Here is a 16,743-nt window from a genome sequence, read left to right on the forward strand (position 1 = left end):
TCTTTTCATTCGCTCAATTACGGATTAGGTTTCTATCATTCTCAATCTCAAACTCTTTAATATTAATCATGTTCGCAGATACGTAATGCTCGTTTCCAACATGGATCAACTGTGGGGGATAGAGCGGTTTCTCTGGCATAATGATAGGTTCTCTGTATGCATTTCGACGCTCAGGATCTGCAATCGGAATGGATGATAAAAGAGATTTCGTATAAGGGTGGATCGGATTTCGGTACAATTCATCTTTTGGTGCCAATTCGATCAGATGGCCAAGGTACATCACGGCTACACGGTCACTCATATAATGAACAACGCCAAGATCATGTGAGATAAACAAACAGGTTAGATCTAGTTCGGTCTGAAGATCTTTTAATAGATTCAGCACTTGCGCTTGAACAGATACATCGAGTGCCGAGACAGGTTCATCTGCAATAATAAACTTAGGATCTAGCATCAATGCACGAGCAATTCCGATCCTCTGACGCTGCCCACCCGAAAATTCATGGATTTTTTTTAGATAAGAAGTCTTTGGTAATCCGACTTTTTCTAATAGACTGTAAGCTTTCTTCGTACGTTCTTCTTTACTTAACATCTTCTGAATAACAAGCGGCTCTTCTAAAATTTCCCCGACCGTTAAACGAGGGCTGAGTGACTCATAAGGATTTTGAAAGATCATTTGAAACTCTTTACGGTACGGCCGCAATTTTTTTTCGGGCATATGTGTGATGTCCAGACCATCAAACGTGATGTTTCCGTGCTCAGGTTCATATAATCGCATGATCGTTCTTCCAAGAGTCGTCTTACCAGAACCAGATTCTCCAACGATCCCTAACGTTTCGCCCTTATAAATATCGAGTGTGATTCCATCGATCGCTTTATGGATTCCTGATTTCGTCACAAAATACTTTGAAAGGTTTTGGATGTTAATTAGCTGTTTATCCAACGATCGTCACCTCGCTCTCATCAAAAAGACGTACATAATGACCTGGTTCCACTTCAATAAGAGAGGACGGGGCATAATAGACTTTGCTTTCCATAGAATAAGTCTCTGGCGCGAATTTTCTTCCCTTGTAGCCTGCTTCTTCAAACGAATAATCGTAAACGCTTTTTAGCCGCTCGCCGTCGCTCTCCAAACTTGGAATGCAACCGATCAAGCCTTTTGTATAAGGGTGGATCGGATTATTAAAGATCGTAAACACATCTCCTGATTCTACGATTCTTCCTCCGAACATGACATACACCCAGTCTGCATATTCTGCTACAACACCAAAATCATGTGTGATCATTAAAACAGAAGCATCTTCACGTATTTTATAATCAGCGATCAAGTCCAATACCTGCCTTTGTATTGTTACGTCTAACGCGGTCGTTGGTTCATCCGCAATAATTAGTTTAGGTCTACAGGAGATGGCCATTGCGATTAAGATACGTTGCTTCATGCCTCCTGACAGCTGAGAAGGATATTGGTCATAAATGTGTGCTGGATTATGAAATCCTACTTGTTCGAGAAGGGAGAGCGCAACTGTTCTAAGCTCTGATTTCGGCATCTGTTTATGATATTTCAAGCCTTCTGTAATCTGAACACCCACCTTCATTGCTGGATTCAGTGAGGCGATTGCATCCTGAAAGATCATGGAAATCTCGTTGCCTCGTATTTTTTGCATCTCTTTTTCCGTCATCTGCAAAATTTCTTTATCGTCAAAACGGATAGAGCCTGATTCTGCTCGCCCGTTAGCTGGTAGAAGTTTTAGGACAGATAAGGAAGTGATACTTTTTCCAGAACCCGATTCGCCGATAAGAGCGGCAGTCTGTCCTTTACTAACGGAGAGACTTATATCTGTAACCGCGTTAAACACGTTCTTCCCACTGCCAAACGATATGTTAAGATTGTTGATTTCTAAAAGCCTGCTAGACATGTTTCACACCTCACTTATGATTTGTTGGATTCGAGGCTGTTCTGTATACCTTGTATCATGAGATTGATCGAGAATATTGTAAAAGCAAAGAAAGATAGCGGTACTAAAATAATCCATGGAGCCGTTAAGAGCTTCTGATACGACTGGCCGATGATTCCTGCCCATTCGCCGCTTAATGAAATGGTCGCGGGCGTTAAGTTAAAGATATCGCCCATCATTACTGTTTTAGATCCACCGATAAAAACGGCAAGAACACCTAAGTGCGCTAACAGAATCAGTGTTTGAATCGCTTGCTGAGCAAACAGGAGCAACAGTTTAGAGCTGAGTTCAGGCAGGACATGCTTGTAATAGACATACGGTTTTTTTGATCCTAATGAAAATGTACTGACGATATAGTCTTTTGCTAGGATGGAGCGTATTTCTTCAGAAAACGTTGATACTAATGGTGGCACTCCAATACCAACGAGTATCAAACACTGCACGACAATAAGAGTCATCATGCCCATCGGTTCAGTAGCGTCTTTTACAAAGAGCGGAACCATGAACATATAAGCTAAGATCGCTGTTGGAATATAGAGGGTAGCTTGTACGATATCGTCAAAGAATGTACTCTTCGATTTTCTATGAAACAAGGAAAAGAAAAGGGCAAAGAAAATCCTAAGAAATGCAATGACTAAAGTGATGAGGATCGTATACTTTGCGCCCTCTAAAATAAGATATAATAAGTGCTTTCCGTTCATATCCGTTCCAAATGGAGGCATATCTTTTGGTGAGAAAGGAGCTACACCAACGATGACTTCATTCTCGTCATATAGAAACTTAGATTCCTTTTGAACATCCATGAGAGATGGATAAATAAAGCTTAATAAAATTAAACTCACGATAAATAGAAATCCGATTAAGAACTGTGGCTGTTTAAGCAATCGAACGATCATGCTGCATCCTCCTTTTGAACGTTTAAGCCTCCGCGGTATGATTCCATGACCTCAAACAGAAAAGAGAAAGGAATCGCGATAAACAAGACCGTTATGATAAATGAAACACCTTGCGTGTTCAGCATGATGGTCATGATTCCGTTCAAGTTAAAGACGTATTCTAAAATGAATAGGTTCGAAAGCATAAAAACAAAGATGGTCTTGGAATATTGAAAGAGACTGGTCATGATATTACGGAACACATGATTGAGCGTGATGTAGAGGTTTCCGAGTCCCATTGCTCGTGCTACGGTTATGTATGGTTTGTTTTGTTCTTCTTTCATTAGTAGAAAGGTAATCTTAAAGAGTTGAATCGTTGGCAGGACAGATAGTGTTAGAATTGGAAAAAAGTAGATGCGATTGTCGTACACACCAGAAACGTTCGCGATCAATAATCCAGTCTTCTTAAAGATATATACTGCTGAGACTTGTAACGCGATAACGATAAAAAGATCTGGTAAAGATTCTAATAATGTTAAAAAGCCGTAGACAGCGCGTTTTAATGGTCTTGGAAGCAGTGTTGCTAAGAAAGTCAGCAATAACGCTACTAAAAGACCTAGGAGCAATGCTGTAAAGAAAATCGTCATCGAGTAAAAGAACTTATCAAAGATATTAGGGAAAAGACTATATTTTCGATTCTCGATAGTGTACTCCCAAAGCTTCATGCTTTGCAGTGGTGCGATGCCAAAAAAGATAGAAGGTAGGAAGCTGATAATTAAGACGCCGATTAAGATCGACCGAAGCCTCTTCAGATAACTCGTAAATGAAAAGTTCATATATACACCTCTTTTGCAGCTGTAGTTGACAGAATAATCTGTATGTAATAATTGTAAACGAATTGACATGTCTTTTGAATACCATTATGTATGAATTTTCCAAACACACCCCTTTCTAAATATTTTGACGTACAAAGTAATGTAAATCATTCAAATAATATCAAACAAAAAAATACTGAATGAGTATCATCAGTATTTTTTCAGGAAGGTTATTTGTTGTTGTTTAAAACTTCGTTTGTCAACCAATCGATCCTGTCTTTTAAAATCCTCCACCACCGCCACCCGAGTGGTGATTATGTTGGGATGCGTTCCAGGCAGCTGCATTATTGATCTTGTTTTGATCACTAACATGCTCTTCAAGCTCGTATTTGTAGTTATGCCTTCTGTACTTTAGCCTTGTTCTCCAGTTTACGATTGCTGCTAATAAAGTCACCGCGGCAATAGGTCCTAAAATGTATAGCCAAAACATAGAAGCACCTCCTTAAAGTAGTGATGTTACTCGTTACCGTATGTTGTTATTTCTTATATATGCGAATGAAGTAAGAGATGAAGCTTGTTTATACTCAATGTTGCTTTATATGTATAATTCTATAAAATGGTAAAGAAATCCTTTAGGGGGTCTGTCCCGGGGTCAGACCCCGGGACAGACCCCCTACAAATTAGACACAATTTTAACACATACTGGCAGATAACTGCTTTGCAATTTAAGACAGGTATCACTATAATATAAGAGGAATTGACAGAAGCAGTCCGGCAGTGGGCTGTTTTTTGCAGTTATACAACAAACAAATTTAGGTTAAAACTTTTAAAAGAAGTCAAATAATGAAGGTGAAAGATATGAAACGAGCTCGACTAATATATAATCCAAGTTCGGGAAGAGAAACGGTAAAAAAACAGCTTCCTTATATTCTGGACAGACTTGAAAATGCAGGTTATGAAACGTCTTGTCATGCAACAACACCTGAAGACGGTTGTGCGACTCGTGCAGCACGCTCAGCGGGGGAAAGGGGCTTTGACCTTGTTATTGCAGCCGGTGGAGACGGAACGATCTATGAAGTGGTTAACGGACTAGCAGGACTTGAAAACCGTCCAATGCTAGGAATTATTCCAGCAGGAACAACGAATGACTTTGCACGTGCAGTAGGTGTGCCGCGTACGATTGAAGGAGCTTGTGATGTACTATGTGGTGGTGTACATATGCCTGTTGATATCGGTAAAGTAAACGACAGGTTCTTCATCAACATCGCAGGTGGCGGTCGTATTACAGAGCTCACGTATGAAGTGCCAAGCAAGCTGAAGACGATGATCGGACAGCTGGCATATTTCTTAAAAGGAATTGAGATGCTGCCATCGATCCGTCCTACATTTGTAGAGATCGAATTTGATGATAAAGAAAAATACGAAGGCGAGATCATGCTCTTCCTGGTCGCTAACACAAATTCAGTTGGGGGCTTCGAGAAGCTTGCCCCATCATCAGAGTTTCATGACGGTCTTTTTGATGTAATCATCTTGAAGAAAACAAACCTTGCAGAGTTTGTCCGTATCGCATCCCTTGCGATCCGCGGTGAACACATCCATGATGATCATGTGATCTATAAGAAGGCAAAGCGTGTAAAAGTAACGCCACGCGAAAAGATGCAGATCAATTTAGATGGAGAGCTTGGCGGAATCCTGCCAGGTGAGTTTGAAAATCTGCACCATCATTTTGAATTGCTTGTACCAAAAGAGCGACTCAAACCATAAACCGATGAAGTCAAAGAACACTGTAAGCAAAATCTGCTGAAGTGTTCTTTTTTTTGTGATAGAAAACTGTCATCGCTGAACACATAAGAAAGTAAACTATAATTCAGGATGCATAAATCGTATCCCTAAGCTTCCCAAAGGAGTTTATAAAATGGACAGCAACCAGAATTTGTGCAAGCAGTTTGCTAGTATTTTAAACGGAAAGTCACAAAATCAAAATGGTGTTTGCAAGGTCTCGCTGCACCGAACGTTCTCCGCCTCTGTCCAAGGAAAACCAAGCAAAGCAGTTCTTCCTGTTGGAATTTCGTTTGAGTCTCTGGATCAAGACGGCAATGCTCTGAACCTATTGGAAATTGCTATCCTACAGGAAGAAATCCCACGTTTTATGTATGCAGTGGTTCACCAGGGTCTCATTGTGAGTGCGCTTCATAATCACTGGCTATACGTTAATCCTCAGGTTATGTACATGCATGTTCAATCCGTCGAACCCCCATTAGACTTTGCTCAAAAGATAAGCCGGTCTTTTTCATATTTAACGAGTTATCCTTCTTCTTAAAAGTATCCATGAGGAAGGCCACATTAGGTGGTCTGTTTTTTTATGTAAGCATTTGGTGTCCACTAACAGTTATGCTACAATCAGAAAAGCATATGTGACAAAAAGGGACGATGACAATGACAAAGGCTGATTTGCCTGTTCATAAAAATGAAAGTTATGAAGTAGACATAGTGGATTTAACCCATGAAGGAGCAGGAGTTGCTCGTGTAAATGGGTTTACTTTGTTTGTGCCGAATACATTGCCTGGCGAGCGAGCGAAGATTAAGGTTATTGGTGTGAAAAAAGGATTCGGTTTTGGTCGTTTAGAAGAGTTGATCAAAGAGAGTCCTGAACGTGTTGATCCGCCTTGTCCGATCTATAAATGGTGTGGAGGCTGTCAGCTGCAGCACCTATCTTATGAAGGACAGCTGGAGTATAAACGTAAGCTTGTAGAAGACGTGTTAACGAGAATCGGTAAGCTAGAAGATGTACCTGTTCTGCCTACACTAGGTATGGGAGAAGAGCCGTGGCGTTATCGCAATAAAGCGCAAGTACCAGTCGGTGAACGCAACGGCCGCATCATCACAGGTTTTTACCAAAAGCGCAGCCATGAGATCGTAGAGATGGATAGCTGTATCATCACGGGAGATACGAACGACGATGCGGTACAAGCTGTGAAAGAAATCGTCAATCAGTACAACATCAGTGCTTATAATGAAGAAAAACATAAAGGCATTCTGCGTCATATCATAGCGCGATACGGGAAAACGACAGGCGATTTGATGATTGTACTCGTAACGAACGGCCAAGACCTGCCGCAGCGTAAGAAGATAGTAGAAGATATTCGAAACGCACTGCCTGAGATTAAATCGATTGTGCAAAATGTGAACCCAAAACGTACGAACGTGATTTTTGGTGAAGAAACACGAGTGCTGTGGGGTGCTGAATATATTTACGATTTTATCGGCGACATCAAGTTTGCCATCTCAGCTCGTTCGTTTTATCAGATCAATCCGGACCAGACGAAAGTGCTTTATGATCAAGCGTTACACTATGCGGAACTGAATGGGGATGAGACCGTCATCGATGCGTATTGCGGCATTGGGACGATCTCCCTGTTCCTCGCGCAAAAAGCGAAAAAAGTGTACGGGGTAGAAATCGTACCAGAAGCGATTGAGGACGCGCGCCGCAATGCGGAGTTAAACAACATCCATAACGCTGAGTTCGCTGTTGGTAAATCAGAAGACGTGATTCCAGAGTGGAAAAAGCAAGGCATCACGCCAGATGTAATCGTCGTCGATCCACCTCGAAAAGGTTGCGACGAAGAGTTATTAAAAACCATTATCGAAATGAAGCCGAAGCGTGTTGTGTATGTGAGTTGTAACCCGGCCACTCTCGCACGTGACTTGCGTGTACTTGAAGATGGTGGATTTAAAACGCAGAAAGTACAGCCGGTCGATATGTTTCCTCAGACGACACATGTTGAAGCGGTAGCGCTGCTTGAGCATAAATAATTATAAAATAATGGCAGGAAGAAGAAGTAGGTCACCGATAAAGGCGGAACCTACTTTTTTTAATTTGTGGAGTTTTTTCTTTCTTCTATTTACTGAAAATGTAATTTTAAAACCTGAGACGCGAAAAGTGATTTTTAAGGGTAAATGCCAAATTTTAATAATTTAACAGTTATTGTTTTTCAAAAGGCGATATGCTAGAATCATGATTGGTAATGATAATTATTATCAATAAGAAGCGGTTAAAAAGTAATAATCGATGTGTCACTATGACAAATTAATAATATTTTAGAAAGCTTTCACGAAGCTAGCATGTTTTGACTACTTAAGAAGTCAAGATGAAGTGGATATCTATGAAAGAAAATCATAATCTCCGAAGAGACTAGAAATTGATAGATATATAGGGTTGTTTCTCTGTCAAGATGCAGAAACAGTCATTATGGAAAGGGTGTAAATGATGAGAAACATCGAAAAATATAGAAATGCCTTTATTAATGTGTTGGAACTAGAGGAAGATGAAGTAGTTGAGAATTTAGTATTAGCAGAATCAGCAGAATGGGATTCAATCGCCCATATGGCACTCATTTGTGAGATTGAGGATGCATTTGATGTCTCATTAGATTCAGAATGGATGACGGAATTTAATTCTTACCAGTCTGGAATTGAGCTATTGGAACGTTCGGGAGTGGACATTATTAATGAATAACTTCAAAAAAATGGAGCAGTTTGGAAACCGCACAGCTGTATATGCAGACCGAGAATATTCATACTCTGAAATGGTAGAAATATCTGATGCCATCTGCCGTAATGTGGGTGAAAGAACGCTCGTTTTTTGTTTGTGCTCAAATAATAAAGAGTCTTTATTTGGCTACGTGGGCTTTATTAGAGGTGGCGTTGTCCCCGTGCTTTTGGATGCATCCATTCATATGGAACGGTTACGCAGACTGATTCATCTTTATAAGCCTGCATACATCTGGGCAAATAGTAATAATCAAGATCTCTTAAAGACAATGGATCGTTCATTTGTATATGGAGATTACACATTATATAAATGTCCGACCTATTTTCAACATAATCTACATGAACATCTTGCTCTCCTCTTAACAACTTCTGGGAGTACGGGGAGCCCCAAATTTGTTCGGTTAAGCTATGAAAATATATTTGAAAACGCTAAATCAATAGCAAAGTATCTTGATATCCATGAAAAAGATAAACCAATCACTACACTACCAATGAATTACTCCTACGGGCTTTCTATTATTAACAGCCATTTCATATGTGGAGCCACCGTCGTTGTAACGGGGGCTTCTATCATGAGTAAGGAGTTTTGGAATTTATGTAAGGAACAGCAAGTCACAACTTTTGGTGGAGTTCCTTTTGTGTATGAGATGCTTGACAGGATGAAGTTTGAAGAGCTTAGTCTGCCAAGTTTAAAAAAATTAACTCAGGCAGGTGGCAAATTGAGCGAAACGCTATCGCTTAAATTTGCTGAAGTGTGTAATCAGAAGGGGATTCAGTTTTTTACAATGTACGGTCAAACGGAGGCGACAGCGCGGATGACCTATCTACCTTATGAAAAAAACATTGAAAAAGCCGGAAGTATTGGTATTGCTATTCCTGGTGGAGAGCTGATCCTTCAGGATGACAAGGGAAATAAAATTACAGCACCTCATTTGATAGGTGAATTGATATACAAAGGGCCGAATGTTTCCTTAGGGTATGCGGAGTCGTTATTCGATCTTTCGAAAAAAGACGAGAATCATGGTATCTTGCGTACAGGAGATATGGCTTACTTTGATGAGGATGGGTATTTCTTTATATCGGGACGCATCAAAAGAATGATTAAGGTCTATGGAAACCGCATCAGCCTTGATGATTTAGAAGCGTTTTTAAATGAGCATGGCCACGATTGTATCTGTACTGGAACAGATGACCAAATGTATATCTACACATTAAGAGATGATTTTGTCCAGATAAAAAAAATAATCAAGGAAAAATTAAACTTAAAGGGCTTTAAGATTATGAGAATAACGAAAATTCCACGTAATCATTATGGGAAAATTCTCTATTCAGACCTTCCTAAACATGGATAATTAAAGGCGCTCAGATACACATAACAAAGTGGAAAATTGGAATAACAATTTACACTAGTATATATAACTGGTTTTTAAGCGATAGGTTACTAGTTTCATTTATCAAAAAATTACAAGTTGATTGATTATCAGGTGATCGCATGACTTTTATATCAATAGAGTTTCTTCTATTTCTCGCAATAACTGTTTTTTTGAATTATTCAATTCCCCATCGATTCAGATGGGTTCTTTTATTAATTGCGAGTTACGTGTTTTACGCTAGTTTAAGTATTCAATTTATACTATTACTCTTTATAAGCACAGCTTTTACTTATTTTACTGGAATCTTCATTGAAAAACAGGAGACAAAAAAACAGAAGAAAAAAGCCATGATTGTTGGTATTTCTGTATTATTGTTTTTTCTTGGTTGGTTTAAATATTTTAATTTTGTGAATGAGTCGCTTCGGTCGTTGGCAACGTTCATGGGTTGGGATTATTCAATACCCTACCAAGAGATTGTTCTGCCATTAGCCATTTCATTTTATACATTTCAGGCTGTAAGTTATCTTGTGGATATTTTCTATGGTAAGCAAAAAGCTGAAAGACATTATGGTTATTTTTCGGTATATTTTGCATTTTTTCCACAACTGGTTGCAGGGCCAATTGAACGTGCCAAAAAATTAATTCCACAATTGAAAGTCGAACAGCGTTTAAACTATGAAAATTTAGTCTATGGAATGAAGAGAATTACTTGGGGTTTTTTTAAAAAGACATTGATTGCAGATCGACTCGCTCCAATTGTTGCTAGTGTTTACGATAGTCCTAACCCGTCTGGTTCTGAAATCGTACTAGCTACTATCTTATTCTCGATACAGTTATACGCTGATTTTTCAGCATGCAGTGACATTGCCATTGGTAGTGCAAGAATGCTGGGAATCAATTTAACTGAAAACTTTAAGCAGCCGCACTTTGCCGTTTCAATTTCAGATTTCTGGAGTAGATGGCATATAACGCTCTCCACATGGCTTAGGGATTATATTTTTTTCCCGTTATGTAAGAGAAAAAAGAAAAGAAGTGAAATATATTTTGCCATTGTGATTACGTTTTTAGTAAGCGGCATTTGGCACGGAGCTGCTTGGACTTTTATATTATGGGGTCTCATTCATGGGTTTTATCGTGTGTTTGGAGATGCAACAAAATCTTATCGTGAAAGTATGGCTTCTTTTATTCGATTGGATAGAAGCCCAGTGCTCCATAGGTGGTTGAAAATTGCAATAACCTTCCTGCTCGTCTGCTTTTCCAGAGTTTTTTTTCGATCGGATACCGTAGCACAAGCATTTGATCATGCAAAACTTTTTTTAAGTATCAGCTCTTGGAGTCCGGTTGGAATGATTAATGCTTTTGAAATTTTCCCGTTATTTGATCTGCTGCTTTTCATTTTTTTCTTTATTATTCTACAACTGTTCCAGTATATAGAAAGAAACAATGGTTCAGCATGGGAATTTCTATCAAAGCACTCCACATTTACTAGGTTGGCATTTTATATTTTTCTTGTTTTTTCAGTTATTGTATTAGGTGTTACAGGTGATGGATTTGTTTATGGTGGATTTTGATACAACAACTTCCATGTGAAGTTTAGGTGAGAATTATGGTCAAGAAACACGATGTTCGAAAGGATTTGCTATGGTACGTTTATTCATTAAGTTAACAATTATCATCGGTGTTGTTACCCTGCTTTTTATGCCTATCAATCAATTTGTTAAGGATTCATATGATTACAATATTGACCATGACATACTGGCATTTAAGAAAGAACCACATCCTGTTGATATCATCAATCTAGGTGCATCTCATTCGATGTATGGTTATTATTTTAAACCCACTGGTCTGTCCCATCTGGACTTAGCGCTTCCTTCTCAGACCATTCAATACGACTCTAAATTGTTAAAAGAGTATGGTGAGCATCTTAAACCTGGTGGTGTCGTTCTCGTTTCCATCTCTCAGATGACTTTCGCGAATTCTGAGGCTAAGAACATTGGGAACTATTATAGAGTTTTGGATCGAAGTGATATCGAACCGTATAATTTGATAGATTATTACACTTACTTAAACTTACCTGGGACAAATACTGCGAGTCTTAGCTCTGCAATCACGGGTAAACTAAAAGATCTAAGATGGAATTCTCATCAACCGTGGTCAAATAACGGTAAAGATTACTCGGAAAGAAAGTATGAGAAAATAGAAGAACAGTACCAGGAAGCCATAGAAAACAATAACATCGAACCAAATGTAAAGCAGTTAGAAGACATTGTAGATTATTGCAGCGATAAAGGCTACCAGGTAGTGTTGACCATGGAGCCCGTTCATCAGTCTTATCAAGAATATTTCAATGAAGAAGTAATGAATAGACTTGTTTTTCAGCATTTAGAAGCTTTAAATCTAAATGTTCCATTTTTAAATTATATGAGTGATCAAAGATTCGTAAACAAAAAAGAATATTTTATCGATCCCGACCATTTAAACAGTGAGGGAAGAAAAAAGTTCTCTTGGATCGTATACGAGGAACTGAAGAGAATGGGCTATTTAAGAAAAGATTCAATCAAAGTTAAATCATACATGAAAGACTTTCATAACTCTAATGGTTGATAAAGGGATAGATCTGCAGGAATAAATGTACGGTTTTACTGTTTTTTGGAGACAGCTTATAGTATCTTTTAGTACAAATTGGGTTGATATCGTAACCATTGAGAAGCTTTTTGTGCATCTGCAAATTTCCATAAATTATAAATGTGCAGTGATTGATATTGAGTTAACAATCATGATATAAGTGTAAAAGAATATTTATTTTACTGGGATTTTGAAGTTGCACTATAGTGAGAGGATTTGAGCATTAATGATAGATAATTTTTGGCGTGATCTACCGCGTCCATTTTTTGTACTTGCTCCAATGGAGGATGTGACAGATGTAGTTTTTCGTCATGTCGTAAGTGAAGCTGGGCGACCGGATGTGTTTTTTACGGAGTTTACAAACTCAGATAGCTATTGTCATCCAGAGGGCTTAAAAAGTGTCAGAGGCCGTTTGACGTTTACAGAAGATGAACAGCCGATGGTAGCACATATATGGGGAGATAACCCTGAATATTTCCGTCAAATGAGTATTGGCATGAAAGAGATGGGCTTTAAAGGAATCGACATTAACATGGGCTGCCCTGTACCGAATGTTGCACAAAGAGGAAAAGGAAGTGGCCTTATTCTACGTCCAGATGTAGCGGCTGAATTGATTCAGGCGGCTAAAGCGGGCGGACTGCCTGTTAGCGTGAAGACACGACTTGGTTTTAAAGAGATCGATGAGTGGGAAGCGTGGCTTACTCATATTTTAGAGCAGGATATTGCGAACCTTTCTATTCATCTACGCACAAGAGAGGAAATGAGTCTTGTAGATGCTCATTGGGAGCTTATTCCTGAGATTAAAAAGCTGCGTGACCGAATTGCTCCAGACACATTGTTAACGATCAATGGAGACATTCCAGACCGTCAAGTCGGGCTAGAGCTTGCAGAAAAATACGGGATCGACGGCGTCATGATCGGACGTGGAATCTTTAAAAATCCTTTTGCCTTTGAAAAAGAGCCAAGAGAGCACAGCAGTAAAGAATATCTTGATCTGTTAAGACTGCAGCTTGATCTTCAAGATCAATACTCAGAAGAAGTGCCTCGTTCCATCACAGGGCTTCATCGCTTTTTCAAGATCTATGTTAAAGGGTTCCCTGGGGCGGCAGAATTACGCAATCAGTTGATGAACACAAAATCCACGGATGAAGTGAGAGCGATTTTAGATAAGTTAGAACTGGAAAAAGAATAGGAAACTTACAGTGGAAAACAGTATGAAACCTTGAAGGTTTCATACTGTTTTTTTTACTTTCAAATATGAGGGAAATTCAGCAAAGTAAGCTTATTATGACTAGTTCCATATTGAGTAGAAAAGTAACTCTACACGGTCTATAAAAGGAAGGTGACTGCTTTTGTAGAATTATAGATACATTCATGTAAAATGCAAGGAGGAGTCACGTTATGAAATTACTGCTTACATCGGGAGGCGTGATTAACAAGAGCATACATGACGCGTTGGTTGACATGCTGGACAAGCCGATTGCTGACTGCAACGCGCTGTGTATACCTACCGCAATGTACGGACATCCATGGGTGGGGCCAGGCGTGAAAGCCTGGGAATTCATCAGTGGGAAAGAAGTGAATCCTATGGTTAATCTAGGTTGGAAGTCAGTTGGTGTGCTTGAGTTAACAGCGCTGCCCAGCATTGATAAAGAACGCTGGGTACCCCTCGTAAAGGAGACCGACGTCTTATTAGTTTCGGGCGGAGACGCTCTTTACCTGTATCATTGGATGCAACAATCAGGACTGGCAGAGCTATTACCGTCGCTTCGCGCAGTATATGTGGGAATGAGTGCAGGAAGCATGGTGTTGGGACCTAAGATTGGAGAATTCTTTATTGGCTGGACTCCACCGAGTGGTGTGGATCAAGCACTTGGATTTGTCGATTTTTCTATATTCCCACATGTTGATCATGAAATGCTACCGGGAAATACCATGGCAGCTGCAGAGCGATGGGCAGCTGAGCTGCAGGGGGCAGCGTATGCTATCAACGATGATACCGCCATTAAAGTGATTGATGGAGAAGTCGAAGTGATCTCAGAAGGACATTGGAAACAGTTTTAGTTTTGAATGTCTCTTCTACTAGCTTGTTGAATGTCATTTGCGTATCTGTTTTCTTAGTAAATAAATGAAGAATAGAGGTTATAAAATGGAGGCCAATAAAAGATGGCTTTCTATTCCTAAAGAGATTAGAAGTCGGCTTATTAATAATGTTTTTTGTACGAATTGTTCAGGTGTTACAACGATTGAAAGTTTTACGATAGAAGAGGCTCGATTTGGAGTTGTTTTAAAAGGCAAGTGTAAGAAGTGTGGACATGGAGTGGCAAGGGTTATTGAATCTGAGTAGTACTGAATGTCCTATCTATATTGCAAAAGTAATTTGTATATGAATATCTTTGATTCTTTAAATGGGGTAAAGTCTCCATTCCTCTTTTTCAATATAAATATAAATTATGCGAGGAGATTTACAACAATTGCACTTTGGGAAATTATACCTAAAAATAAATTAAACCTTTTTAGTTTGAATATTAAAATAATTCTAATTGTTCATTTAAATAGACCAGCTATTCTTTATAATGAAGTTATCCAATTAATAGGAGGTAACAAATTGTGAAGAAAAAGCTTATTGCTCCTGTCATTCTGTCATCTGCCTTATTGGTAGGTTCTATTCCAATGAATGTCTTGGCTCATCCGGTAGATTCTACCAAGGTTAACAGTGTACAAGCATCTAAGGAATGGAATGAGAAAGCGAGTGTACCTTTCTTTGTGAAGGAACGAAATTTAGAGAGGTTTTCCTCCAGCAGTTCTACGAACGCACTAAATTATTTAAAGAAAAATGAAGATAAAACTGGAATTCAAAGTCCGAAGAAAAATCTAAAAGTAAAAGATGTACAAAAAGATGAATTAGGTATGACTCATGTCCGCTTTAATCAGGTCGTCAATGGGATTCCTGTTGAAGGATCTGAAGTAATTGCCCATTTTAATAAAAATCATGAGATCGTGTCGGTAAATGGAAGAACCAATCAGACTCTTGTCGACCAACTTGTAGACACCACTCCTGCCATCAGCCAAGATGATGCGCTTCAAGCTGCCTTCTCGTCAATTAATGCCCCACAAGAACTAACGTATGAACCAACATCTGAGCTCGTTATCTATCCTTTTGAAAATAAGAATCACACCGCTTATAAAATAAACGTTAACTTTATGGGTGAAGAACCTGGAAACTGGTTTGTATTTGTAGATGCTAAGACAGGGAAAGTCATCGATCAATTTAATGGGCTCATGCATGCAGAGGAACACAAGACACAAACAGGCTCTGGCCTTGGCGTTAATGGTGAACATAGAAAATTACATATTACACGAGTGAAAGAACCGCAATCTGGAACAAGATTTGCATTAGCGGATTACTCACATGAGAATCTTGAAGGAATTTTTACGTATGATGCAACAAGTGATTGGGACTCTAGTAATGATAAGATTTATACGGGAAATTCTGCTTCCTTTACGAGTGACTATGACCGAGCGGCTGTTGATGCACACTATAATTCTGAAAAGGTATATGAGTATTATTTGAATGAGCATGGTAGGAATTCTTTGGATGGAGAAGGTATGGCGATCAATTCCTATGTACACATGGGAGTCGATTACAATAATGCATTCTGGAATGGACGTTATATGGCCTATGGAGATGGTGACGGTGAATTCTTCATTCCATTATCCGCTGGACTTGATGTTGCGGCCCATGAAATGACACATGGTGTAATTACGCATACCGCGAATCTAGCGTACCGTAACCAATCTGGAGCACTTAACGAATCATTCGCTGACGTTTTTGGTGCGCTCGTTGATGATAGTGATTGGGAAATGGGTGAGGACATTATGGCCCCGGCAGCAAAAGCAGATGGCGTAACGAGATTGCGTAGCTTAAGCGACCCGAATAGTGTAGTTGTCAGCAACCCGCAAAGAGCAGCATATGGCAGTGGCGTCTATCCAGCACATATGGATGAATATTATAACATGCCGCTGAATGTAGATAATGGTGGTGTACATGTGAACTCTTCTATCACCAATCATGCTGCTTATTTAATTGGTGAGGAGCTTGGTAGAGAAAAATTAGGGAAAATATATTACCGTGCACTATCGGTTTACTTAACATCGAATTCGAATTTTAGTGAAGCTCGTCAAGCCATCGTACAAGCTGCAACAGATCTTTATGGATCAGGAAGTGCAGAAGTGAGTGCAGTTAACGAAGGCTTTGATGCGGTTGGAATTGATTGAAAACGTGGTAATAGAACCTAATTGAAAGTGAAAAACCTCAGGAATAATATCCTGAGGTTTTATTCTAATAAAAAAACACGTAAATATTATTAAATATTCTAATTATTACAACTTTTATAAATACATTGTATTACGCTGGAATACCTACTATAATACTACTTAACAGAAAGACAATTGTCTTTTCCGGGTGGATTTACTTCTTCTTGCTTCGATAATCCTATTGGTTAAAGACTAATCTTGCTACAGGTTTATTCAGATAAACAGCTTTACA

16 protein-coding genes are annotated in these 16,743 nt (G+C 39.1%); 11 read left to right on the forward strand and 5 right to left on the reverse strand.

What is annotated here, in order from left to right; genetic code table 11:
- Positions 1-13: 13 nt before the first annotated feature.
- From ACOZ9X_RS15565 to ACOZ9X_RS15585, 5 genes are all read right to left on the reverse strand, one after another.
- Entirely contained in the window at positions 14-943 is a 930-nt protein-coding gene (locus tag ACOZ9X_RS15565; RefSeq protein ID WP_423418994.1) for an ABC transporter ATP-binding protein, read from the reverse strand.
- Positions 936-1,916 (reverse strand): ABC transporter ATP-binding protein, encoded by a 981-nt coding sequence (locus tag ACOZ9X_RS15570; RefSeq protein WP_423418995.1) that lies wholly within the window; start codon positions 1,914-1,916, stop codon positions 936-938. Before ACOZ9X_RS15570 ends, ACOZ9X_RS15565 begins: the two co-directional genes overlap by 8 nt.
- A gap of 14 nt (positions 1,917-1,930) precedes the next feature.
- Positions 1,931-2,851 carry a hypothetical protein gene (locus ACOZ9X_RS15575; protein WP_423418996.1) on the reverse strand — a complete coding sequence of 307 codons (921 nt, stop codon included), beginning with the start codon at positions 2,849-2,851 and terminating at the stop codon, positions 1,931-1,933.
- Positions 2,848-3,666: an ABC transporter permease subunit gene (locus tag ACOZ9X_RS15580; protein WP_423418997.1), complete on the reverse strand. Its 819-nt coding sequence runs from the start codon at positions 3,664-3,666 to the stop codon at positions 2,848-2,850. The genes ACOZ9X_RS15575 and ACOZ9X_RS15580 overlap by 4 nt, the downstream gene beginning before the upstream one ends.
- A gap of 259 nt (positions 3,667-3,925) precedes the next feature.
- Positions 3,926-4,135 (reverse strand): hypothetical protein, encoded by a 210-nt coding sequence (locus tag ACOZ9X_RS15585; protein WP_423418998.1) that lies wholly within the window; start codon positions 4,133-4,135, stop codon positions 3,926-3,928.
- 368 nt (positions 4,136-4,503) lie between these two features.
- Here ACOZ9X_RS15585 and ACOZ9X_RS15590 point away from each other — a divergent pair, with 368 nt between their 5' ends.
- The 11 genes from ACOZ9X_RS15590 (at position 4,504) to ACOZ9X_RS15640 (ending at position 16,472) form a co-directional block, all read left to right on the forward strand.
- Positions 4,504-5,409 carry a diacylglycerol kinase gene (locus tag ACOZ9X_RS15590; protein WP_423418999.1) on the forward strand — a complete coding sequence of 302 codons (906 nt, stop codon included), beginning with the start codon at positions 4,504-4,506 and terminating at the stop codon, positions 5,407-5,409.
- A gap of 151 nt (positions 5,410-5,560) precedes the next feature.
- On the forward strand, positions 5,561-5,965 hold the full coding sequence (locus ACOZ9X_RS15595) for a DUF1259 domain-containing protein (RefSeq protein WP_423419000.1): 405 nt from the start codon (positions 5,561-5,563) through the stop codon (positions 5,963-5,965).
- A gap of 116 nt (positions 5,966-6,081) precedes the next feature.
- Entirely contained in the window at positions 6,082-7,458 is a 1,377-nt protein-coding gene (gene rlmD, locus ACOZ9X_RS15600) for a 23S rRNA (uracil(1939)-C(5))-methyltransferase RlmD (RefSeq protein WP_423419001.1), read from the forward strand.
- 451 nt (positions 7,459-7,909) lie between these two features.
- A complete protein-coding gene (locus ACOZ9X_RS15605; protein WP_423419002.1) occupies positions 7,910-8,161 on the forward strand; it encodes a phosphopantetheine-binding protein in 252 nt (83 codons plus the stop codon).
- Positions 8,154-9,548, forward strand: coding sequence for an AMP-binding protein (locus tag ACOZ9X_RS15610; protein ID WP_423419003.1), 1,395 nt, complete (start codon positions 8,154-8,156; stop codon positions 9,546-9,548). Before ACOZ9X_RS15605 ends, ACOZ9X_RS15610 begins: the two co-directional genes overlap by 8 nt.
- Positions 9,549-9,688: 140 nt before the next feature.
- Positions 9,689-11,140 carry an MBOAT family O-acyltransferase gene (locus ACOZ9X_RS15615; RefSeq protein ID WP_423419004.1) on the forward strand — a complete coding sequence of 484 codons (1,452 nt, stop codon included), beginning with the start codon at positions 9,689-9,691 and terminating at the stop codon, positions 11,138-11,140.
- 70 nt (positions 11,141-11,210) lie between these two features.
- Positions 11,211-12,173 (forward strand): hypothetical protein, encoded by a 963-nt coding sequence (locus tag ACOZ9X_RS15620; RefSeq protein ID WP_423419005.1) that lies wholly within the window; start codon positions 11,211-11,213, stop codon positions 12,171-12,173.
- Positions 12,174-12,420: 247 nt separating this feature from the next.
- Positions 12,421-13,386 carry a tRNA dihydrouridine synthase gene (locus ACOZ9X_RS15625; protein WP_423419006.1) on the forward strand — a complete coding sequence of 322 codons (966 nt, stop codon included), beginning with the start codon at positions 12,421-12,423 and terminating at the stop codon, positions 13,384-13,386.
- A 209-nt stretch (positions 13,387-13,595) separates the two neighbouring features.
- On the forward strand, positions 13,596-14,258 hold the full coding sequence (locus tag ACOZ9X_RS15630; RefSeq protein WP_423419007.1) for a Type 1 glutamine amidotransferase-like domain-containing protein: 663 nt from the start codon (positions 13,596-13,598) through the stop codon (positions 14,256-14,258).
- Between the two features lie 85 nt (positions 14,259-14,343).
- Positions 14,344-14,541, forward strand: coding sequence for a hypothetical protein (locus ACOZ9X_RS15635; protein ID WP_423419008.1), 198 nt, complete (start codon positions 14,344-14,346; stop codon positions 14,539-14,541).
- A 263-nt stretch (positions 14,542-14,804) separates the two neighbouring features.
- Entirely contained in the window at positions 14,805-16,472 is a 1,668-nt protein-coding gene (locus ACOZ9X_RS15640) for a M4 family metallopeptidase (RefSeq protein ID WP_423419009.1), read from the forward strand.
- Positions 16,473-16,743: the final 271 nt, after the last annotated feature.

The sequence above is a fragment of the Fictibacillus nanhaiensis genome (assembly GCF_049537595.1).
Lineage (GTDB): Bacteria > Bacillota > Bacilli > Bacillales > Fictibacillaceae > Fictibacillus > Fictibacillus nanhaiensis_F.